The organism is Isoptericola sp. Y581 (assembly GCF_059445475.1).
This window is the reverse complement of record NZ_JCAIUK010000011.1, coordinates 76,220-96,414: the sequence shown is the minus strand read 5'-3', so window position 1 is coordinate 96,414 and position 20,195 is coordinate 76,220. Positions and strand designations below refer to the sequence as shown.

The 20,195-nt window shown below is 73.0% G+C and carries 23 protein-coding genes; 9 read left to right on the top strand and 14 right to left on the bottom strand.

Annotated features, from left to right (window positions below; genetic code table 11):
- The 4 genes from AC1C2W_RS18760 to ctaC form a co-directional block, all read right to left on the bottom strand.
- The coding region (locus tag AC1C2W_RS18760; RefSeq protein WP_495413976.1) for a hypothetical protein at window positions 1–284 on the bottom strand (284 nt) is incomplete at its 3' end.
- Window positions 285–517: 233 nt separating this feature from the next.
- Window positions 518–919, bottom strand: coding sequence for a cytochrome c oxidase subunit 4 (locus AC1C2W_RS18755; RefSeq protein ID WP_495391184.1), 402 nt, complete (start codon window positions 917–919; stop codon window positions 518–520).
- On the bottom strand, window positions 916–2,748 hold the full coding sequence (gene ctaD, locus AC1C2W_RS18750) for an aa3-type cytochrome oxidase subunit I (protein ID WP_495391183.1): 1,833 nt from the start codon (window positions 2,746–2,748) through the stop codon (window positions 916–918). Before ctaD ends, AC1C2W_RS18755 begins: the two co-directional genes overlap by 4 nt.
- Window positions 2,748–3,668, bottom strand: a complete 921-nt coding sequence (gene ctaC / locus AC1C2W_RS18745) for an aa3-type cytochrome oxidase subunit II (protein WP_495391182.1) — start codon at window positions 3,666–3,668, stop codon at window positions 2,748–2,750. Before ctaC ends, ctaD begins: the two co-directional genes overlap by 1 nt.
- 379 nt (window positions 3,669–4,047) lie before the next feature.
- Between ctaC and AC1C2W_RS18740 the strand changes: the two genes are divergently transcribed.
- Together AC1C2W_RS18740 and AC1C2W_RS18735 are read left to right on the top strand one after the other, a co-directional pair.
- Window positions 4,048–5,232: a cysteine desulfurase family protein gene (locus AC1C2W_RS18740; protein WP_495391181.1), complete on the top strand. Its 1,185-nt coding sequence runs from the start codon at window positions 4,048–4,050 to the stop codon at window positions 5,230–5,232.
- On the top strand, window positions 5,229–5,519 hold the full coding sequence (locus AC1C2W_RS18735; RefSeq protein WP_495413975.1) for a sulfurtransferase TusA family protein: 291 nt from the start codon (window positions 5,229–5,231) through the stop codon (window positions 5,517–5,519). The genes AC1C2W_RS18740 and AC1C2W_RS18735 overlap by 4 nt, the downstream gene beginning before the upstream one ends.
- Window positions 5,520–5,605: 86 nt before the next feature.
- Here AC1C2W_RS18735 and AC1C2W_RS18730 read toward each other — a convergent pair whose 3' ends face one another.
- Together AC1C2W_RS18730 and AC1C2W_RS18725 are read right to left on the bottom strand one after the other, a co-directional pair.
- Entirely contained in the window at window positions 5,606–5,956 is a 351-nt protein-coding gene (locus AC1C2W_RS18730) for a HesB/IscA family protein (RefSeq protein WP_495391179.1), read from the bottom strand.
- Window positions 5,957–6,087: 131 nt separating this feature from the next.
- Window positions 6,088–6,564, bottom strand: coding sequence for a hypothetical protein (locus AC1C2W_RS18725; protein WP_495391178.1), 477 nt, complete (start codon window positions 6,562–6,564; stop codon window positions 6,088–6,090).
- Window positions 6,565–6,680: 116 nt separating this feature from the next.
- On the opposite strand from AC1C2W_RS18725, the gene nadA reads away from it, so the two are divergent.
- The 3 genes from nadA to AC1C2W_RS18710 all read left to right on the top strand — a co-directional run bounded on the left by nadA (window position 6,681) and on the right by AC1C2W_RS18710 (window position 9,163).
- Window positions 6,681–7,898 carry a quinolinate synthase NadA gene (gene nadA / locus AC1C2W_RS18720; protein WP_495413974.1) on the top strand — a complete coding sequence of 406 codons (1,218 nt, stop codon included), beginning with the start codon at window positions 6,681–6,683 and terminating at the stop codon, window positions 7,896–7,898.
- Window positions 7,899–7,946: 48 nt separating this feature from the next.
- Window positions 7,947–8,558, top strand: a complete 612-nt coding sequence (locus AC1C2W_RS18715; RefSeq protein WP_495391176.1) for a DJ-1/PfpI family protein — start codon at window positions 7,947–7,949, stop codon at window positions 8,556–8,558.
- A 65-nt stretch (window positions 8,559–8,623) separates the two neighbouring features.
- Window positions 8,624–9,163 (top strand): acyl-CoA thioesterase, encoded by a 540-nt coding sequence (locus tag AC1C2W_RS18710; RefSeq protein WP_495413980.1) that lies wholly within the window; start codon window positions 8,624–8,626, stop codon window positions 9,161–9,163.
- 46 nt (window positions 9,164–9,209) lie between these two features.
- On the opposite strand, the gene AC1C2W_RS18705 is transcribed toward AC1C2W_RS18710, so the two are convergent.
- Together AC1C2W_RS18705 and AC1C2W_RS18700 are read right to left on the bottom strand one after the other, a co-directional pair.
- Window positions 9,210–9,995 carry a DUF8817 family protein gene (locus tag AC1C2W_RS18705; RefSeq protein WP_495413973.1) on the bottom strand — a complete coding sequence of 262 codons (786 nt, stop codon included), beginning with the start codon at window positions 9,993–9,995 and terminating at the stop codon, window positions 9,210–9,212.
- 17 nt (window positions 9,996–10,012) lie between these two features.
- Window positions 10,013–11,437 carry a dipeptidase gene (locus tag AC1C2W_RS18700; RefSeq protein WP_495413972.1) on the bottom strand — a complete coding sequence of 475 codons (1,425 nt, stop codon included), beginning with the start codon at window positions 11,435–11,437 and terminating at the stop codon, window positions 10,013–10,015.
- 39 nt (window positions 11,438–11,476) lie between these two features.
- Between AC1C2W_RS18700 and AC1C2W_RS18695 the strand changes: the two genes are divergently transcribed.
- Window positions 11,477–12,094 carry a DUF3043 domain-containing protein gene (locus AC1C2W_RS18695; RefSeq protein ID WP_495391173.1) on the top strand — a complete coding sequence of 206 codons (618 nt, stop codon included), beginning with the start codon at window positions 11,477–11,479 and terminating at the stop codon, window positions 12,092–12,094.
- Window positions 12,095–12,120: 26 nt separating this feature from the next.
- Window positions 12,121–13,134 carry an aldo/keto reductase family protein gene (locus tag AC1C2W_RS18690; protein WP_495391172.1) on the top strand — a complete coding sequence of 338 codons (1,014 nt, stop codon included), beginning with the start codon at window positions 12,121–12,123 and terminating at the stop codon, window positions 13,132–13,134.
- Between the two features lie 150 nt (window positions 13,135–13,284).
- Here AC1C2W_RS18690 and yczE read toward each other — a convergent pair whose 3' ends face one another.
- Window positions 13,285–14,028 carry a membrane protein YczE gene (gene yczE / locus AC1C2W_RS18685; RefSeq protein ID WP_495413971.1) on the bottom strand — a complete coding sequence of 248 codons (744 nt, stop codon included), beginning with the start codon at window positions 14,026–14,028 and terminating at the stop codon, window positions 13,285–13,287.
- Window positions 14,029–14,208: 180 nt separating this feature from the next.
- On the opposite strand from yczE, the gene yczR reads away from it, so the two are divergent.
- Window positions 14,209–15,729 carry a MocR-like transcription factor YczR gene (gene yczR, locus AC1C2W_RS18680; RefSeq protein ID WP_495413970.1) on the top strand — a complete coding sequence of 507 codons (1,521 nt, stop codon included), beginning with the start codon at window positions 14,209–14,211 and terminating at the stop codon, window positions 15,727–15,729.
- Here yczR and AC1C2W_RS18675 read toward each other — a convergent pair.
- From AC1C2W_RS18675 to AC1C2W_RS18660, 4 genes are read right to left on the bottom strand one after another with little or no spacing between them, the layout of a single operon-like run.
- Complete coding sequence (locus AC1C2W_RS18675) at window positions 15,693–15,902, bottom strand: hypothetical protein (protein WP_495391169.1); 210 nt, start codon at window positions 15,900–15,902, stop codon at window positions 15,693–15,695. The two genes, yczR and AC1C2W_RS18675, sit on opposite strands and share 37 nt — an antisense overlap.
- On the bottom strand, window positions 15,899–17,002 hold the full coding sequence (locus tag AC1C2W_RS18670) for a quinone-dependent dihydroorotate dehydrogenase (protein WP_495413969.1): 1,104 nt from the start codon (window positions 17,000–17,002) through the stop codon (window positions 15,899–15,901). Before AC1C2W_RS18670 ends, AC1C2W_RS18675 begins: the two co-directional genes overlap by 4 nt.
- The gene (locus AC1C2W_RS18665; RefSeq protein WP_495391167.1) at window positions 16,999–17,481 is read right to left on the bottom strand and encodes a hypothetical protein; all 483 of its coding nucleotides are present in this window, start codon (window positions 17,479–17,481) and stop codon (window positions 16,999–17,001) included. Before AC1C2W_RS18665 ends, AC1C2W_RS18670 begins: the two co-directional genes overlap by 4 nt.
- On the bottom strand, window positions 17,478–17,837 hold the full coding sequence (locus tag AC1C2W_RS18660; protein ID WP_495391166.1) for a hypothetical protein: 360 nt from the start codon (window positions 17,835–17,837) through the stop codon (window positions 17,478–17,480). Before AC1C2W_RS18660 ends, AC1C2W_RS18665 begins: the two co-directional genes overlap by 4 nt.
- A gap of 86 nt (window positions 17,838–17,923) precedes the next feature.
- On the opposite strand from AC1C2W_RS18660, the gene AC1C2W_RS18655 reads away from it, so the two are divergent.
- Window positions 17,924–19,426: a leucyl aminopeptidase gene (locus AC1C2W_RS18655; RefSeq protein ID WP_495391165.1), complete on the top strand. Its 1,503-nt coding sequence runs from the start codon at window positions 17,924–17,926 to the stop codon at window positions 19,424–19,426.
- On the opposite strand, the gene AC1C2W_RS18650 is transcribed toward AC1C2W_RS18655, so the two are convergent.
- On the bottom strand, window positions 19,423–20,193 hold the full coding sequence (locus AC1C2W_RS18650; protein WP_495413968.1) for a class I SAM-dependent methyltransferase: 771 nt from the start codon (window positions 20,191–20,193) through the stop codon (window positions 19,423–19,425). The genes AC1C2W_RS18655 and AC1C2W_RS18650 overlap by 4 nt on opposite strands.
- Between the last annotated feature and the right edge of the window lie 2 nt (window positions 20,194–20,195).

Here is a 20,195-nt window from a genome sequence, read left to right as displayed (position 1 = left end):
GAGAGAAGACAGGGGGGGACCACAATAGTTTCGATTCCCTCCACAGCTTCTCTATCTCGCGTCGACCCGCGCGCCCCACTTGCTGAAGGTCGACTCCACGTCGAGGTGACCGCGTCGGCCATCGCCTCGGTCTGGGCCCCGGCCTCCATGGACTCCATCGAGTCGAACGTAACCGCCATGGCCGGGTCCTCGGCCATCTCGTCCAGAGACATCCAGAAGTACTCGCCCTGGCTCAGCTCGCCCATAGCGATATACATGGTGCCGCCGAGGAGGATCATGTCCATGTCCATCCCCATGACGGCATGGACATCTGCGTCGACGTGTCCTCGAGCGTGGCCCCTTGCTCGCCACCACCGCCGCCCTGCGTGAACGCCGCGAGCTCCTGGCCCCCGCAGGCTCGAGGGCGCCGCGATCGGGCGATCGTTGCCGATCCGTGAGGCGGACGCACGAGGGCCCCTCGCTCCGGCTGGAGCGGGGGGCCCTAAGACATCCCGTGTGCGCGCGACGCGCCCGGACGTCAGTGCGCGTGCTGGCCGCGGCTGAACTCGAAGACCCAGCCGACGAGGCCGATCACGCCCAGGGCGAAGCCGACGTACAGCACCCACCAGCCGACGGCCAGGCCGAGGAACGCGATCGCGGCGGAGGCTCCGATGACCAGCGGCCACCAGCTCCACGGCGCGTACACGCCCTGGTCGCCGGCACCCTGCTCGATCTCGCCTTCCTCGTCGTCCTCGGGCCGCGGGTCGATCCGGCGCGCGGTGAGCGCCAGGTACGCGCCGATCATCGCCATCAGGGCACCCACGAGCGGGAGCCCGAGGTAGCCCACAGCGTCACGGAACCCGGAGACCAAGCCGTAGATGACACCCACCACGACGAAGAAGGGGGCGAGGAACAGGAAGAGCTTGACCTCGATCTTCACTTGCGGTCCTCCTGGTCGTCCGGCCGCTCGTCGTCGATCACCGTAGTGGTCGACTGGGACTTGGCCGAGGAGTCGGTGTCGCGCCGCTCCTCGACGAGCTCCTGTTGGCCTCGTCGGTCGGGGTCGCCGTAGACGGCGTCCAGCCCACCGTGGCCAGGGGCCTGCTCCAGCGCCGCGACCTCGGGGTGGTGCAGGTCGAAGGCGGGCGACTCGGAGCGGATGCGGGGCAGAGAGGTGAAGTTGTGCCGCGGGGGCGGGCAGCTGGTGGCCCACTCGAGCGAGCGCCCGAAGCCCCACGGGTCGTCCACGGTCACCTTGGGCGCGTTGCGCCAGGTGGTGTACACGTTCCAGAGGAACGGCAGCGTCGACGCAGCGAGGATGAACGCGCCGACCGTGGAGACCTGGTTCTCCCAGGTGAAGCCCTCCTCGGGCATGTAGTCGGCGTACCGACGCGGCATGCCCTCGACACCCAGCCAGTGCTGGATCAGGAACGTCATGTGGAAGCCGACGAACAGCAGCCAGAAATGCACCTTGCCGAGCCGCTCGTTGAGCATGCGGCCGGTGAACTTGGGCCACCAGAAGTAGAAGCCGGCGAACATCGCGAAGACCACGGTGCCGAAGACGACGTAGTGGAAGTGCGCCACCACGAAGTACGAGTCGGACAGGTGGAAGTCCAGGGCCGGGCTCGACAGGATGACGCCGGTCAGGCCGCCGAAGAGGAACGTCACGAGGAAGCCGATCGACCACAGCATGGGTGTCTCGAAGGTGAGTTTCCCTCGCCACATCGTGCCGATCCAGTTGAAGAACTTCACTCCCGTCGGGATGGCGATGAGCATCGTCATGAAGGCGAAGAACGGGAGCAGCACGGCCCCGGTCACGTACATGTGGTGGGCCCACACGGTCACGGACAGGGCAGCGATCGCGATGGTCGCGTAGATCAGCGTCTTGTACCCGAAGATCGGCTTACGGCTGAAGACCGGGAAGATCTCCGACACGATGCCGAAGAACGGCAGCGCGATGATGTACACCTCGGGGTGGCCGAAGAACCAGAACAGGTGCTGCCACAGGATCGCCCCGCCATTATCGGGGTTGAAGACCTGCGCACCGAGGCGGCGGTCGGCGCCGAGCGCGAACAGCGCGGAGGCCAGCGGCGGGAAGGCCATCAGGACCAGCAGGCTGGTGACGAGCGTGTTCCAGGTGAAGATCGGCATCCGGAACATGGTCATGCCCGGCGCACGCATCGTGATGATGGTGGTGATGAAGTTGACCGCACCAAGGATCGTGCCGAAGCCGGCCAGGGCCAGCCCGAACACCCATAGGTCTCCACCGAGCCCTGGACTGAACGTCGTGTTGGACAACGGCGCGTAGGCGAACCAGCCGAACGAAGCCGCACCCTGCGGGGTGAAGAATCCGGCCCCCGCGATGATGCCGCCGAAGAAGAAGAGCCAGTAGGCGAACATGTTGAGTCGCGGGAACGCGACGTCCGGCGCGCCGATCTGCAGCGGCATGATCACGTTCGCGAAGCCCGCGAACAGCGGTGTCGCGAACAGGAGCAGCATGATCGTGCCGTGCATCGTGAAGAGCTGGTTGTACTGCTCGTTGCTCTGCACCACCTGGATGCCCGGCATGAACAGCTCGGCGCGGATGAGCAGCGCGAGGACCCCGCCCACGGCGAACCAGACGAACGACGTGATGAGGTACATGTACCCGATCGTCTTGTGGTCCGTGGAGGTGATCCACTTGATCACGGTGCGGCCAAAGTTCTGGTGCTTCGGCGGAAGGCCAGGAATGACCTCGGCGCCGTGCGCGGTTTCGGTGGTGACGGCCATCAGCCTTCGCCCTCCTCGGTGCTGGCGTCGGTAGCTGACTCAGGGTGCTGCTGACGGTTCAGGTCGAGTCCGAGCTCACCAGTCTGCCCCGCGTCCCGCAGGTCGTCCATGTGGGCGTCGTACTCCGCCTGCGACACGACCTGGACGTTGAAGAGCATGCCGGAGTGGAACTCGCCGCAGAGCTCGGCGCACTTGCCGGCATAGGTGCCCTCACGCGTCGGGGTCACCTGGAACGTGTTGGTCCGCCCCGGGATCATGTCCCTCTTGTACAGGAACGCGGGGATCCAGAAGGAGTGGATGACGTCGCGCGAGTCGAGCGTGAACTCGACGGACTGATCGACCGGCAGGTAGAGCGTCGGCACCTCCTTGGAGGTGCCCGGCGTGTGGTCGACCTCGTCCTCGACCGTCTGCCCGCCGACGTCACGCAGGTGCTGGCCGGTGTCGTAGACGCCGGCGTCCAGGTAGTTGAAGTCCCAGCTCCACTGCTTGCCGATGACCTGGATGTTCACGTCGGCCTCGCCGGAGGTGTCCTGCACCGCCGACATGTCGCGGTCGGTGTAGAAGAACAGGACCATGACCATGATGGTCGGCACGGCCGTGTACATGATCTCGAGCGGCATGTGGTACCGGGTCTGCACCGGGAGCTGGTGGTCGTCGCGGCGCTTGCGGTAGGCAGCGACGCACCACAGCATCAGCCCCCACGTGATCAAGCCGATGATGAGTGCCGCGATCCAGGAGCCGACCCAGAGGTTCGTGATCCGCTCGGTCTGGTTGGTCACCTCCCCGTCGGTGTAGCCGGGCAGGTATCCGCGCTTCACGGAGTCGCTGGCACAGCCGGAGGCCAAGACTACGACCGCGCCGGCGATCGCCGTCGCGCGCAGGATGACCCGCCGTGTGCGGGTGGTGCTCTTCGAGTGCAAGGGAGGCCTTTCACGTCACGTCCTGCCCGAGGCCACGGCCCCCCTTAGGGCAACGGGCGCGTGGACAGGACCTTCGTCCTCGATGAGATGTAGCCTAGCGCGCCCGGAGCGGGTTCGACGCCGCAGCGCCCCCGTCAGGACGTGACTCTTTCCGCACCGGACGTCCACATCTGCGAGTTGCACACAGACTCTCAGGGAGTGTCAGATCGTTACCCTGAGGTGTCAGAACCTCGCGCCGCCGTCGATCGTCGCGCTCCCCTCGACGAACCGCTCGAGATGGCACGATCGTGCCTCAGACGCCGCGTCCGGACCCGTTCGACGCCCCCGAGGACCGTGCCGGCGACTTCACGACCCGACCGCCACCCACCGGAGCGCACCTGTGACCCACACCACCGACCATGCGGGCGCCTCCCCGGCTGCGGCGCCGCCCCGCGTGCATCTCGACAACGGCGGGAGCGCACCCCTGCACCCGCTCGCACGCCAGGCGCTGCTGCAATCGATGGACGACGGCTGGGCGGACCCGCACCGCCTGCACACGGAGGGCCGGCGCGCCGCACGGCTCCTCGACGGCGCCCGCGAGGCGGTCGCCGGCCTCCTGGGCGCCCGTACCGAGGAGGTCCGGTTCACGGCCAGCCACACCGCCGCCCTGCACGCCGCCGTGCTCGGGACCGCTGCGGCCCGGCGCCGCGCCGGGGGCGACGTCGTGGTGGGCGCCGCCGAGCGGGCGGCCGTCCTGCACGCCGCGTCCTCCGCGTCGGCCCTGCACGGCGGTGCGCGCCAGGTCGTGGACGTCGACCGCCAGGGCCGCGTGGACGCCGACGCCTTCGGCGCCGCCGTGCGCGGCCGCCGCGTCGCGGTCGCCGCGCTCCAGCACGCCAACGGCGAGGTCGGGACGCGGCAGCCGCTCGCCGCGGCGCACGCGGCCGCCCGTGCGGCCGGGGTCCCGCTGCTCGTGGATGCGGGCGCGAGCCTCGGCCACGACGACGTCCCCGGCGCCTGGGACCTCCTCGCCGCCGACCCGGCCGACTGGGGCGGGCCCGCCGGCGTCGGCATCCTCGCCGTGCGCCAGCGCGTCCGGACCGTGCCGCCGGGCCCCGAGGACGCGGACCCCTGGGCGCCGGGCGGCGTCAGCGTGCCGGCGGCCTTCGCCGCCGCCGTCGCCCTGCAGTCCGTCGCGGCGGACCGCGCGGAGCAGGACGCGCGCCGCCGCGTGCTCGTGGAGCGCGTGCGTCGCGCCGTCGCCACGCTCCCCGACGTCGAGGTGGTGGGCGACTCGGACGACCGGCTCCCCCACGTCGTGACGTTCTCCTGCCTCTATGTCGATGGCGAGGCGCTGGTGACCGAGCTCGATCGCGCGGGCATCGCCGTGGGCTCGGGCTCGGCCTGCACCGCGAGCACCCTGGAGCCCTCGCACGTGCTCGCGGCGATGGGCGTGCTCACGCACGGCAACGTGCGGATCGCCCTGGACCGGTCCACGACCGAGGACGACGTCGACCGCTTCCTGGGCGTGCTGCCCGGCGCCGTGCAGCGGGTGCGGGACGTGCTCGGCGTGGGTGGCCTGTGACGACGCCCGCCGGCGGCGAGCTGCCCGCCGACCTCCCCGGCGACGAGGTGGTCGACGCACGCGGGTTGCGCTGCCCGCTCCCCGTGATCCGGCTCGCGGCGCGGGCACGCGACCTGCCGCCGGGCACGCTGGTCACCGTGGTCGCCACCGACCCGGCGGCCCGCCACGACGTACCCGCCTGGGCTCGGATGCGCGAGCACACCATGGCCGGCGAGGCGGAGCGTCGAGAGATGACGGCCGGCGGCCCCGCCTGGGTGCTGACGGTGCGGCTGGGCGACAGCGCCTGAGGGCACGGCTCCTGAGGGCAGCGTCCGGACGCACGACGGCCCGGTCGCCACGAGGGTGACCGGGCCGTCGGAGTCAGGTCAGCGGCTCAGCCGAACGAGCCACCGCACGCGCAAGAGCTGCCCGCGTTCGGGTTGTCGATCGTGAAGCCCTGCTTCTCGATCGTGTCGGCGAAGTCGATCGACGCGCCCTCGAGGTACGGCACGCTCATACGGTCCACGACGACCTCGACGCCGTCGAAGTCGCGCAGTGCGTCCCCGTCGAGCAGACGCTCGTCGAAGTAGAGCTGGTAGATGAGGCCGGAACAGCCGCCGGGCTGGACGGCTACGCGCAGACGGAGGTCGTCGCGGCCCTCCTGCTCGAGCAGGCTGCGGACCTTCCCCGCGGCGACGTCGGACATGTCCACGCCGTGCGTGGCGATCTCGGTGGTGTCGGTCATGCTTCCTCCAACATGCGGACCGGGTGCGGCTGTTCCCGATCCTACGCGCGAATTTCCGGGGCGCGATGACACGGGTCACAGGCGCGCCGCGCAAGCCGTCCTGACCGGTCACGACCGGTCATCCCGGTGCATCAGGCCCAGGACGGCGCCCAGGTGCGGGCCACCCGTGCGACGGCCGCCACCGGGTCGGGCCCCACCTCGTGCACGCCACTGATCCCGGCCCCCGACCACTCACGCCGCGAGACCTCGCTGCGGCCCGCCAGCACGACGACCGGCACGGCATGCGGCGCGGCCGCCCGCACCGCCTGCGCGACGCGACCCTCGTGCGTCGACCCGCCGTCGAGCACCGGCACGTGCACGACCACGAGGTCGGCCGCCCGCGCCTGCACCCCGAGCGGCCCCTCGGCCTGCTCCGCGACGCTCCCGAGGCCGAGCGCGGACAAGGGCACGAAGACGCCGCCGGGGTGCGAGCCGTCGGCGGGGGCCGCCGGCGTCTCGGCGAGCGCGACCGTCTCGATGGTGCATCGGGGCGCCGCGTCGCGCCACGCCGTCGCGAGCGCCGGGCCCAGGGTGTCGGCGTCGCCGCCGAGGCAGAGCAGCACGTGCATCCCGCGATCGTGGCACACGCCCGCACGGTCGCGCCGATCGTGACGGCCGATCGTGACAGCCGATCGTGACGCGGCGCCCGACGCCGCGCGGGCGTGCGCTGTGGAAGCATGAGCGGGTGACCACCCTGCTGAACGAATCCGCGGGCGCCTCGACCGGCTTCCTCGAGCCCGCACCGTCCGCGCTGCTGCTGCTCGGCCAGGGCCGCGATCTCGAATCCGAGCGCGGCGTCGAGTGCGCGGGCGCGCTACCCGCGCCGTCGGACCCCGACCTCGTGGAACGCGCCCGGGCCGCCCGCGCGGCCCTCGGCGACCGTGCCTTCGTGCTGGGCCACCACTACCAGCGCGACGAGGTGATCGACTTCGCCGACATCACGGGCGACTCCTTCAAGCTCGCGCGCGAGGCGGCCGCCCGACCCGAGGCCGAGTTCGTCATCTTCTGCGGCGTGCACTTCATGGCCGAGAGCGCGGACATACTCACCTCGGATGCCCAGCAGGTGGTGCTGCCCGACCTCGCCGCCGGCTGCTCCATGGCGGACATGGCGGAGATCTCGCAGGTCGAGGAGGCCTGGGCGATGCTGCAGGACGTCGGGATCGCCGACGACACCGTGCCCGTGACGTACATGAACTCCACCGCCGCGATCAAGGCGTTCACGGGGCGCCACGGCGGCACCGTGTGCACGTCGTCGAACGCGCAGGTGGCGCTGCGCTGGGCGTTCGAACGGGTGGGCGGCGTCGAGGGCACCGGCAAGGTGCTCTTCATGCCGGACCAGCACCTGGGCCGCAACACGGCGGTCCGCGAGCTCGGGATGCGCCTCGACGACTGCGTGGTCTACGACCCGCGCAAGCCCCTCGGCGGCCTCACGGAGCAGCAGCTGCGCGACGCCCGCATGATCCTGTGGCGTGGGCACTGCTCGGTGCACGGCCGCTTCTCGGAGCGCAACGTGTCCGACGTCCGGGCGAAGGTGCCCGGCGTCCAGGTGATGGTGCACCCCGAGTGCAAGCACGAGGTCGTGACGGCCGCCGACCACGTCGGCTCCACCGAGTTCATCATCAAGGCGCTGGAGGCCGCCGAGCCAGGCAGCTCCTGGGCCGTCGGCACCGAGCTCAACCTGGTGCGGCGCCTCGCCAAGGCGCACCCGGACAAGCAGGTGCACTACCTCGACTCGACCGTCTGCTTCTGCTCCACGATGAACCGCATCGACCTGCCCCACCTCGTGTGGGCGATGGAGTCGCTCGCGGACGGGCGCACGGTCAACCGGATCGTGGTCGACCCCGACGACGCGCACTGGGCACGGGTCGCGCTCGACCAGATGCTGGCGCTGCCGGGGATCTGACCGCCCGGCGCGCGGGCGAGCGACTCCGCGGAACGGAAGGACACGACGATGAGCACCGACGGCGGGCTCCACATCGGCATCCTCGTCTTCGACGAGGCGGAGGAGCTCGACGTCGTCGGGCCGTTCGAGGTGCTCGCCGCCTGGGAGGAACACTCGAGCGCCGAGTCGGGGCCGAAGCCGCATGTGAGCACCTTCTCCCGCGACGGCGACGGGGTGCGCCTGGCCAAGGGGCTGCGGATCCTGCCCGCCCGCTCCGCCGACGACGTCGGCCCGCTGCACGTGCTGGTCCATCCGGGCGGGTGGGGCACGCGGGCGATGATCGCCGACGCCACGCACCTGGAGTGGCTGCGCCAGGTGCGAGCGCAGACGCCGATCGTCGCGAGCGTGTGCACCGGCGCGCTCGTGCTCGCCGCGGCCGGGCTGCTGGGCGGGCGGCCCGCGACGACCCACCGCGACCACTACGACGACCTCGCCGCCATCGACCCGAGCGTCGTGATCGACACGGAGGCCCGGTTCGTCGACGACGGCGACATCGTGACCGCCGCGGGCGTCTCGGCGGGCATCGACATGGCGCTGCACCTCGTGGCCCGGTTGGAGTCGCCCGAGGTCGCGCGCGCCGTCCGCCGCGGGATCCAGTACGACCCGGCGCCCCCGGTCTGACCCGGACGGGCGCGCAAAGTACCTGCTACCGGCCGTATCCGATATAACCTGCTCAGGTGACTCGAATGATCCAGCTCGCCTGGGCCTCCCTGCGACCGCGCAAGCCGATCCCTGGTCGGGGCCTGCTCGACCCGTCCGTGACGCGGATGCGCGTGCACCCCGGCGACCTCGACATGTACCTGCACGTCAACAACGGCTCGTACCTGCAGATGATGGACGTGGCCCGGTCGAACTACATCGCCGACATCGACGGCTTCAGCAAGATCGGCGACCGCAAGTGGTACCCGGTCGTCGCCGCCTCGACGATCACCTACAAGCGGTCGCTCCAGCTCTGGGACCGGGTCGAGATCACGACGCGGATCCTCGGCTGGGACGAGCGCGTGATCTACCTCGAGCAGGTCTTCACCGGCCAGGGCGGCCGGCTCTACGCCAAGGGGTACGTCGCCGGTCGCTTCCTCGGCCCGGGCAACGCGCGCATCCCCGCCCCCGACGTCGTGGCGCTCATGGGATCCGACGCGCCGGAGCGCAGCCCCGAGCTCCCCGGCGACGTCGCCGCGTGGGCCCGCGCCCTGGACATCGCCCACCGAGACCGCTCCGAGGCCTGAGGGCCGCCGTCGGGCTCCGTCGTCAGGACGGTCCCGACGGCGGGCGTCACGCGGGACCGGCGTCGTGCAGGCCCTGCGCCTCCTCTACCGCCTGCTGCACCGCGGGGTCGTCGCTCCCCGCCGCCAGCGCGTCGAGCTCGGACAGCAGGTCGCCGGCGGCGCCGGAGTCGCCCGCCCGCACCGCGAGCTCGGCGAGGAAGGCGAGGGCGGACGCCAGCTCGCCGGCGGGCGGCGTGGTGCCCGACGCGCGCCGGAGCGCCCCGCCCAGCAGCTTGCGCGCCTGCGCGACCTCGCCGTGCGAGTCCGCGACGACGACGGCGTTCTCCGTCGCCCGGGCCAGCGGCCCGCCGCCGCCCGACGTCCACGGCGTCGTGCCACCCTCCCCCGCCACGACCGGCGTCTCGGGGGCTCGGGTGACGCGCACCCAGTTGCCCGCCGGGTCGACGAGGCTGAACCCGCTCAGCCCCGCGTTGTTCGCCCGGCGCCGCGGCCGTGTCACGCGCGGCGCCCCCGACATGGGCAGCCTCCCGAGCATCTCCTTCAGCCCCGCGGCGAACGCCTCGTAGACCGGTTCGATGTCCGGCACGACCACCACGCACGACGAGTGGCTTTGCTCCGGGTCCCAGCCCGGCATCCCGTAGTACTGCAGCTGGATACCGCCCCGGCCGAACGCCACGATCGGGTTGGGGCGGCGCTGCCGGTACGTGACCTCGAGGCCGAGCCCCGTCCAGAACGCGACCATCTCGTCGAGGTCCGCCTCCGTGCCGCCGCACGGGAGCAGCGGCACCATGATCGCCCTCCCGGCGGCGGCCCCGAACGCGTCGTCGGTCATCCCTCGGCCCTCATCCCTCAGATGCCGGTCGTCGCGACCTGGCGCAGCAGCAGCGCCTCGGCGAGCACGACGTGGCGCAGCTCGCCCAGGTGCACCGACTCGTTGGCGCCGTGCGCGCGCGAGTCCGGGTCCTCGACGCCGGTCACGAGCACGGCGGCGTCGGGGAAGAACTCGAGCAGGTCGGCGATGAAGGGGATGGACCCGCCGACGCCGATGTCCACCGGCTCGACCCCCCAGGCGGCGGCGAACGCCGATCGCGCGGCCCGCATCGCCGCCGTGTCGTCGGCCGCGTGGAACGACCGGCCCTGCTCGCCCGGCCGCCAGGTGACCCGCGCGCCGAACGGGGCACTCGCCTCGAGGTGCGCGCGCAGCGCGTCCTCCGCCGCCTGCGGGTCCTGGCCCGGCGGGATGCGCAGCGACAGCTTCGCCGCCGCGCGGGGCGCGATCGTGTTGGAGGCGTGGGCGACGCTCGTGGCGTCGATCCCGATGACCGACAGCGCCGGCTTCGCCCAGAGGCGGCCCGCGATGGTGCCATCGCCGGCGAGCCGCACGCCGTCGAGCACAGAGGAGTCCGCGCGGAACGCCGCCTCGTCGTAGTCGACCTCGGGCTCTGGCGCGCTCGTCAGGCCGGGCACCGCGACGTTCCCGGCGTCGTCGTGGAGGGTCGCGATGAGGCGGGCGAGCAGCGTGTTCGCGTCGAGCAGCGGCCCGCCGAACATCCCGGAGTGCACGGCGTGCGCGAGCGCCTCGATCTCCACCACGCCGTCGACCAGGCCGCGCAGCGACGTGGTCAGGGCGGGCACGCCGACCTTCCAGTTGGTGGAGTCGGCGACGACGATGACGTCCGCGGCGAGCAGCTCGCGGTGGTCCGCGAGGAACTGGTGGAAGCTCGGGGAGCCGGACTCCTCCTCGCCCTCGACGAAGACGGTCACGCCCAGCGGCAGCGCCTCGCCGTCCTGCCCCTCAGCGAGGGCGGCCAGGGTCCGGAGCGCGCCGACGTGGGCGATCAGCCCCGCCTTGTCGTCGGCCGCGCCCCGCCCGAAGAGGCGCTCCCCCACCTGCACCGGCTCGAACGGGTCGGTCTCCCACGTCGCGGCGTCGCCCGGCGGCTGCACGTCGTGATGCGCGTACAGCAGGACGGTCGGGCGGCCCCCGGGCGCCGGCCGGCGCGCGATCACCGCGGGGGCGCCGGGCGTCCCGTCGGGGCGGTCGGAGCGCAGGATGCGCACGTCGGGCAGGCCCGCGTCGCGCAGCAGCGCGGCCACGGCGTCCGCGCTCGCGGCCACGTGCGCCTGGTCGAAGGCGGCGGCCGAGACGCTCGGGATGCGCACGAGGCGCTCGAGGTCGGCCTGGAGCGCGGGGAAGAGTCGCTCGACGTGCGCGCGGAGGGTGGCGGCGTCGTGGGGGACAGCGTCCGGGGTGGCGTGGTTCGAGTCGGTCACGCGGCTCACGCTACCCGCGCGCTCGACTACTCTGAGAGTGTGTTCTCCCGCAACAAGTCCGGCGCGACGCCGCCCGCCCCCGATGCCAGCGACCCCGTCGACGCGGCCGCCGAGATCGAGAAGGCCGGCGTCGCCGACAGCCGCAAGGGCCGCCCGACGCCGAAACGCAGCGTCGCCGAGGCCGCCAACAAGCGCCCGCTGGTGCCGAACGACCGCAAGGCCGCGACGCGCGCCGCGCGGGAGAAGGCACGCGAGCAGCGCAACCTCGAGTACAAGGCGATGCAGACCGGCGACGAGCGCCACCTGCCGCCGCGCGACAAGGGCGCGCTGAAGCGCTACGTGCGCGACTACGTCGACGCCCGGTGGAACCTCGGCGAGTTCTTCCTGCCGATCGCGTTCGGCTTCATCGTGCTGAACCTGATCTTCATGCAGAACGTGACGATGTCCGCCGTCGTGCTCATGCTGCTGTACGCGATCGTGCTGCTCACCATCGCCGACGCGTTCCTGATGTGGCGCGGGCTGAAGAAGCGGCTGCACACCAAGTTCGGCGAGGTCCCCAAGGGCACGTTGATGTACGCCGTCATGCGCGCCTTCCAGATCCGTCGCTCGCGCCTGCCCAAGCCGATGTCGAAGAAGCACGGCGTCTGGCCGGAGTGACCGCCCGGCCGATCTAGGGTGACGCCATGGTCAACTACCGGTACCTCGGCAACAGTGGTCTGAAGATCTCCGAGATCACCTACGGCAACTGGCTCACCCACGGCTCCCAGGTGGAGAACGACGTCGCCACGCAGTGCGTGCGCGCCGCGCTCGACGCCGGCATCACCACGTTCGACACCGCGGACGTCTACGCCAACACCAAGGCGGAGCAGGTGCTCGGCGACGCCCTCGCGGGCGAGCGGCGCGAGTCGCTCGAGATCTTCACCAAGGTCTACTGGCCCACGGGTCCGGGCGGCCCCAACGACACCGGACTGTCGCGCAAGCACGTCATGGAGTCGATCAACGGCTCCCTGCGGCGTCTCGGCACCGACTACGTCGACCTGTACCAGGCGCACCGCTACGACACGGAGACGCCGCTCACCGAGACGATGCAGGCGTTCGCCGACATCGTCCGGCAGGGCAAGGCGCTCTACATCGGCGTCTCCGAGTGGACCGCCGACCAGATCCGCGCCGGCGCGGCCCTGGCCAAGGACCTCGGCTTCCAGCTCATCTCCTCCCAGCCGCAGTACTCGATGCTGTGGCGCGTCATCGAGGATGAGGTCGTGCCCGCGTCGAGGGAGGCCGGGCTGTCACAGATCGTCTGGTCGCCGATGGCGCAGGGCGTGCTGTCCGGCAAGTACCTGCCCGGCAAGGAAGCCCCCGCCGGCTCGCGCGCAGCCGACGCGGAGGCCGGGCGCGGCGGCATCAGCCGCTTTATGACCGACGACGTCCTCACGCGGGTGCAGGGGCTCAAGCCCGTCGCCGACGAGCTCGGCCTCACCACGGCGCAGCTCGCGATCGCCTGGGTGCTGCAGAACGACAACGTCGCCGCCGCCCTGGTCGGCGCGTCCCGCCCCGAGCAGGTCGCGGAGAACGTCAAGGCGTCCGGCGTGACGATCCCGGCCGAGCTCATGGCACGGATCGACGACGTCCTCGGCGACGTCGTCGAGCGCGACCCGGCGAAGACGGCCGAGAACGCCCCGCAGACCCGCGTGGCCTGACCGACTGCCACACGCCGCCGGCGACGTAGCGGGTTCCCCTCATCCGCCCCCAGGGAACTAAAAAACCGCTCCGTTCCCACGGTTCCTTCGCGTCCGCGCACGGGACGCGAAGGAACCGCTACGTCACCGCCGTGGCAGCCCTCGAGACGGTCACCGGTCGCGCTGCTCCCGCGCGACGACGTCGAGGGCCCGCAAGATCTCCCGGGCGCGATCGTCACGTGTCCCGCCGGGGACGTCGCGGACGGAGCCGCGCCGGGGGCGGTCCGCCGCCTCGCCCGTCAGTCCAGCCGGGACCAACCAGCGCCACCGCACGGTCGCCTGCACCACGGGGCCGACGCAGAACGCGTAGGCGAGGGTCGCCCAGCCGAACGTGCCGCCCAGCAGCACGCCGGCCAGCACGACGACGACCTCGATGCCGGTCCTGACTAGCCGCACGGACCAGCCGGTGCGGGCCACGAGGCCGGTCATGAGCCCGTCGCGCGGCCCGGGGCCGAGACGCACGCCGATGTAGGCGGCGGTCGACACGCCGTTCAGCACGATGCCGGCGACGGCGAGGCCGACGCGCGCCGCCACCCCCGGCTCGGGGGCCAGCACGGCGACGGCGACCAGGCACGGCCCGATCGCCACGCTGATGATGACGGCGTTCGCCACCGTGCCGATGCCCGGGCGCTGCCGCAGCGGGATCCACATCGCCAGCACCACGACTGAGACGACCCCGGTCACCGCACCGAACGACAGCCCGGTGGTGCGCACCAGCCCCTGCGAGAGCACGTCCCACGGCATGGCACCCATCGACGCGTGCAGCAGCATCGCCATCGACCAGCTGTAGCCGAGCAGCCCCAGCATCAGCTGGACCCCGCGACGCACCGGGCCCAGGACCACCACGGGGCGCACGGTGGAAGGCTCGGTCGCGTGCTCGGCGACCAGACCACGAGGGACCGGGCGATGCGAGGCCGGCCGGCGGACGGGTCGCCTGAGGACGGGTCGCAGGAGGGCCGGGAACGAGAACGTCATGGTGCCACCCTGCGCCGCAATGGCCTTGTTTTCCATATCCAATCGGGGAACAGTGGCCCCGTGACCGTCACCTCCGCGCCGCCCGCGGTGCGCCAGCTCTCCCCCACCGCCACCGCCCGCCTGCTGGGCGACTGGCGGGCGGGCGGGCCGGCCTATCTCGCGTTGTCGGACGCTCTGCGGGCCGCGGTCCTCTCGGGCAGCCTGGCGCCCCTCACCCGGGTCCCCAGCGAGCGCGAGCTCGCCGGGGCGCTCGGCGTCTCGCGCACCACGACCTCCGGCGCGTACGCCCGGCTGCGCGAGCTCGGCTTCCTCGCCAGCCGGGTCGGGTCCGGCACGGTGACGACGCTGCCGCACGGCTCCGGCGGCCGTCGGGCGCCCGAGCCGGCCGGCGACGCGCCCGCGGCGGACCTGCCGACGAGGATCGGCGCGCTCCCGGGGCGGTCCGGCACGCCGGTCGGGGTCACGAGCGACGCGCCGATCGATCTCGCCCAGGCGACCCCGTCGGCCACGCCCGCGCTGCACGACGCCTACGTCGCCGCCCTCGAGGCCCTGCCGGGCTACCTCGGCACCGGCGGCTACGCGCACCTCGGCATCACTCCCCTGCGCGTGGCGATCGCGGCCCGGTACACCGCGCGGGGCGTGCCCACCACGCCCGAGCAGATTCTCGTCACGACCGGCGCGCAGCAGGCGATCTCCGTGCTCACGCACGCGTTCGTCGGGCGGGGCGAGACCGCCGTCGTCGAGTCGCCCACGTACTTCCACGCCCTGGAGCCCGCCCGCCGCCTCGGCGGCCGGGTGGTCGGGGTGCCCGTCGGCGACGTCGAGACCCTCGCGTCCGCCGTGCGACGCACCCGCCCCCGGCTCGTCTACCTCGTGCCGGACTTCCACAACCCCACCGGGGCCACGATGTCCGCCGACCAGCGGGCCGCGGTCCGCGAGATCGCCGACCGCGCGGGCGTGACCGTGGTGGGCGACGAGACCCTCACCGACCTCGCGCTCGATCCCGGCGCCGCGGTGCCCGCGCCGTTCGCCGGCAACGGCACGTCGCCGCACGTCGTCACCATCGGGTCGGCGTCCAAGGCCTTCTGGGGCGGGGTGCGCGTGGGCTGGGTGCGCGCGGACGCGCAGGTGGTGCGGCGCCTCGGCCGGGTCCGCGAGTCCGCCGACATCGCGACGCCCGTCCTCGAGCAGCTCGCCGTCGTCGAGCTGCTCCGACGCCGCGACGAGATCCTGCCGGGCCGGCTCGCGGAGCTGCGCGCGCGGCGCGACCTGCTCGTCGACCTCGTCCGCGAGGCCCTGCCGGAGTGGCGTGCGTCTGCCCCGGCGGGCGGGCTGTGCCTGTGGGCCGACCTGGGCCGACCGCTCGCCCAGCCGCTCGCGGCGGCCGCGGTGGCGCACGGCGTGCTGGTGACGCCCGGCCCGGCGTTCACGCCCGACGGCTCGGCCCGCGACCGGGTCCGCCTCACGTTCACCCGGGACCCCGACCAGCTCGCCGAGGCCGTGCCCCGGCTCGCGCGCGCCTGGGCGCAGGTGACGTCCGGCCGTCAGACGGCGGGGAGCACCACGCTGGGGGTCGCCTGAGCCCCGCCGTGCAGCAGGCGGGCGGTCGTCGCCCCGGCCGCGGACAGCTCGCGCCAGTGCTCGCCGAGCCACTGCTCGGCGTCGTACTGCGTGGTGAACACGGGGCTGGGCGCGGCGGAGAGCTCGCGCCCGTCGGCGTCGTCCAGCCCCCACTCCCAGCGCGGGTGGATCATGCGGCGCTCCCCGGGCTGCCGCCCGAGATGCTCCCGGCGGCGACGGAGCCACGGGTCCGCGTGAGGGCCCGGTTGACCCGCGACGGCCACAGCGGCCCGGAGTAGATGAACGTCGTGTACCCCTGGGTGAGGTCCGCGCCCGCGCGCAGGTATGCCCGCACGTCGTCGGCGCCGGCGATCCCGCCCACGCCGATGATCACGGGGCCGGCGCCGAGGCGCTCGCGCAGCCGGGAGACCACCTCCAGCCCGCGCTCCAGCAGCGGCGGGCCCGACAGTCCGCCGGGTCCTCGGTCGTGGCCGATGGTCGTGTTGACCGCCACGACGCCGTCGAGCCCGAGCTCGGTCACGAGGTCGGCTACGGCGTCGACGTCCGTGGCCGCGAGGTCGGGGGCGATCTTCACCAGGAGCGGCGCGCGGCGCGTCCCGGCGGCGGACGTCGCCTCGTCGGCCGCGTCGCGCGCGGCGACGAGGATGGGCCGCAGCTCGGCGGTGGTCTGCAGGTCGCGCAGGCCGGGGGTGTTCGGCGACGAGACGTTCACCACGAGGTAGTCGGCCCACGGGGCGAGCTCGCGCGCGCACGCGGCGTAGTCGTCGGCGGCCTGCTCGGCCGGCGTCGTCTTGTTCTTGCCGATGTTGGCGCCGACGACGGCCGCGCGACCCGCGGTCGTGGCCCGCAGCGCGCGCAGCCGGGCGGCCGCAGCGGGGGCGCCCTCGTTGTTGAACCCCATGCGGTTGCGGACCGCGCGCAGGTCCAGCTCACGCCACATGCGCGGCTTCTCGTTGCCGGGCTGCGGGCGCGGGGTGACGGTGCCGATCTCCACGAAGCCGAAACCCAGCATCGTCAGACCCCGGATCGCGCGGGCGTTCTTGTCGAAACCGCCCGCCAGCCCGAAGGGCGCCGGCACCGTGCGCCCGAGCACCGCGATGCTGCCGGGGCCGCCGCTGCCGCGCCCCAGGTACGGCGAGATCGCGCCCTGGACGACGTCGCGCAGCACCGGCACGCGGCCGGCGAGCGCGATCGCGCCGAACGCGAGCTGGTGCGCGCGCTCGGAGTCCATCCGGCGGAGGACGCCGTTGAAGAGCAGGGAGTACGGGGTCATCGGACCTCCGGGTCGGTGGCGGTCGGCTCGGGCGGCGTGGCGGCGATGTCGCCGGGGCGAGTGTGCCAGAGCCACCACAGCCCGACGAAGGGCAGCACGAGCGGCACGTAGCCGTACCCCTGCCCGAAGCCGGACCAGACCGTCGCCTCGCCGAGCACGTCGGGCGACGCGACCGAGGCCGCACCGACGGCCAGCACGCCGACGGCCTCGAAGCCCACGGTGACCCACGCCACGATGCGCCAGCGCGGGCCGCCCTTGGCGAGGGCCACCGTCGCGAGCACATACACGACCGCCGACAGCGTCGAGAGCGAGTAGGCGACGGGCGCCTCGGAGAACTTGGTCGCCAGCTCGTACGACGAACGGCCGATCGCGGCGAACGCCAGGACCCCGTACACCGTCACAAGGAGCCGGCCGAAGCCCGACCCCGTGCGGCGGCCGCGAGCGCCGGCCGTCCTGCCCGGTGTGGTCGTGTCGCTCATGCCACCCCCCAGATCTGCCAGAGCCGCCAGTCGAGGAAGCCCACCGTGACGGCGGCCACGGCGAGCACCACGGACGACCACTTGGTGCGCTCGGCGAACGCCCAGACCGCGGCGACGGGGAGCACCACCAGCGCCGTCGCGACGTACCCCCAGAACAGGGGGGCGTCGACGGCATGGTCCTGCGTCGCCATCAGCACCCCGGCCACCACGGCCTGGACCACGACCAGCGCCTCGACGACCGCGGCACCGAAGAGCTGGCGCAGCACCACCGCCCGGTCCCGGACGACGAACCACAATGCCCACCCCGCGAGGGCGGCGCACGCCACCAGGACGAGGATCAGGAGGGGAAGAACCACGCCCGCAGACTACCGGCCGTGCGGGGCACGCCGAGGATCCACCCGCAGCGCCCGGTGACCCCTCGGGACAGGGATAGCATCGGCCCGTGGCTGACCTCACCCTGACTGGCAAGAATCCCACCACCCTCAAGGTCGACGCGCTCGTCGTCGGGACCTGCTCCACCTCAGACGGCGTGGCCGTCGTGGCGGACCAGCTTCCCGAGCCGCTCGTGCGTCAGATCGAGACCCTGGCGCCTCGCCTGGGCGTGACCGGTGCCCGCGACGAGGTGCGCCGCCTCCCCGCAGGCGACGGCGTCGCGGCGGACGTCCTGGTCCTCGCGGGCCTCGGCGAGCGCGCTCCTGACGGCACGTTCGCACCCGAGGTGCTGCGCTCTGCGGCCGGCGCCGCCACCCGCGAGCTCACGGGCACGGCGACCGTGGCCGTCTCCCTCCCCGCAGTCGACGAGGACGAGCTCGCCGCCGTCGTCGAGGGCGCCCTGCTGGGCGCGTACTCCTACACCCGGTACCGGTCCGACGACGCCGCCTCGAAGAAGGCGCCCGTCGGCAGCATCCAGATCGCCACGTCGTTCGCCCGGTCCGGCCGCGCCAAGGCCGCCGTCACGCGGGGCGAGGTGCTCGCCGCCGCCGTGCACGGCACCCGCGACCTCGTCAACGACGCCCCCAACGAGCTGTACCCCGAGGCATTCGTCGATGCGGCCAAGGCCGCGGTCAAGACGCTCGGCCCCAAGGGCATCAAGGTGTCCGTGCTCGACGACAAGCAGCTCGCCGCGGGCGGCTACGGCGGCCTCGTGGGCGTCGGTCAGGGCTCGCCCCGCGGCCCCCGCCTGGTGAAGCTGACCTACTCCCCCGCCAAGGCGACGACGAAGGTCGCGATCATCGGCAAGGGCATCACCTTCGACACCGGCGGCATCTCGCTGAAGCCGCCGGCCAGCATGCCCACGATGAAGTCCGACATGGCGGGCGCCGCGGCCGTGTTGCACACCGTCCTGGCGGCGGCGCGCCTCGGGCTGCCCGTGGCGGTCACCGGCTACCTGTGCCTCGCCGAGAACATGCCGGGCGGCAACGCTCAGCGCCCCGCCGACGTCATCACGATCCGCGGCGGCAAGACCGTCGAGGTCACCAACACGGACGCCGAGGGCCGGCTCGTCATGGCTGACGGCCTGGTCGCCGCCGTCGAGGACGGGCACGACGTCGTCCTCGACATCGCGACCCTCACCGGCGCGCAGATGGTGGCGCTCGGCAACCGCACCTCCGGCGTCATGGGCACCGACGCCGTGCGCGACGAGGTGAAGGCCGCGGCCGACGACGCCGGCGAGGCGTTCTGGCCGATGCCGATGCCGGCCGAGCTCAAGGCGGGGCTCAAGTCCAACGTCGCAGACATGGTGAACTCCGCGCCCACCCGCTGGGGCGGGATGCTGTTCGCCGCCCACTTCCTCGCCGAGTTCGTGGGCGACACCCCGTGGGCGCACCTCGACATCGCCGGTCCCTCGTACAACGAGGGCTCGTCGTTCGGGTACACGCCGACCGGCGGCACCGGCGTGGGCGTGCGCACCCTGCTCGCGTTCCTCGAGGGCCGCGCGGGCCTCTAGCGGGTTTCGCTCCGGCCGGGGACGCGGCCGGCCGCGTACCGCAAGGCGCCCACGAGGCGGTAGCCGCCGTCCGGCGTCCGGAACGGGGCGGCGGCCGCGACCACGACGGGTGCGAGCTCGGCCATGGTGGCGGGGTCCTCGCCGAAGAGGACCCCGCGCACCAGCCGCTCGTCGTCGGCCGCCGTCCAGGGCACCTCGACGAGGCCGGCGGTCAGCACGTCCAGGCCGGCGTCGGCGAGGGCGGCCTCGAGCCCGCCCTCCGGGCGCAGCGGGCCGTCGGGCGGCACGTCCTCCTCGAACGCCGCGGCGACGGCGCACTCGACGACGTCGAGGTCGTTGCGCGCGCCCTCGGCCCAGCAGGCGAGCCCCACGCGGCCGCCGGGGACCAGCACGCGGGCGGCCTCGGTCAGGGCGTCGCGGGTGTCGTCGGCGAACTGCAGGGCGTTGACGGCGAGGACGACGTCGAACTCGTCGTCGTCGAACGGCAGGTGCTCGGCGTCGCCGATGAGAACGGTCACCCCTTGGTTCCGCTCCTGCGCCTGCCCGGCCATCTCGGGGGCCGGGTCGACGCCGGCGGCCACCGCCCCGGCCGCCACCAGGTGGGCCAGCAGCTCGCCCGTGCCGCAGCCGACGTCGAGCACCCGGGTGCCGGGTCGGACCTGGGTCGCCACGAGCAGGGGCTCCCAGACCGGGGCGGCGAACTCCCCCCAGTAGTCGGCCCAGTCGTCGGCCACCGCCGACCAGCGCTCCGCCCCGCCGCCGTCCATCC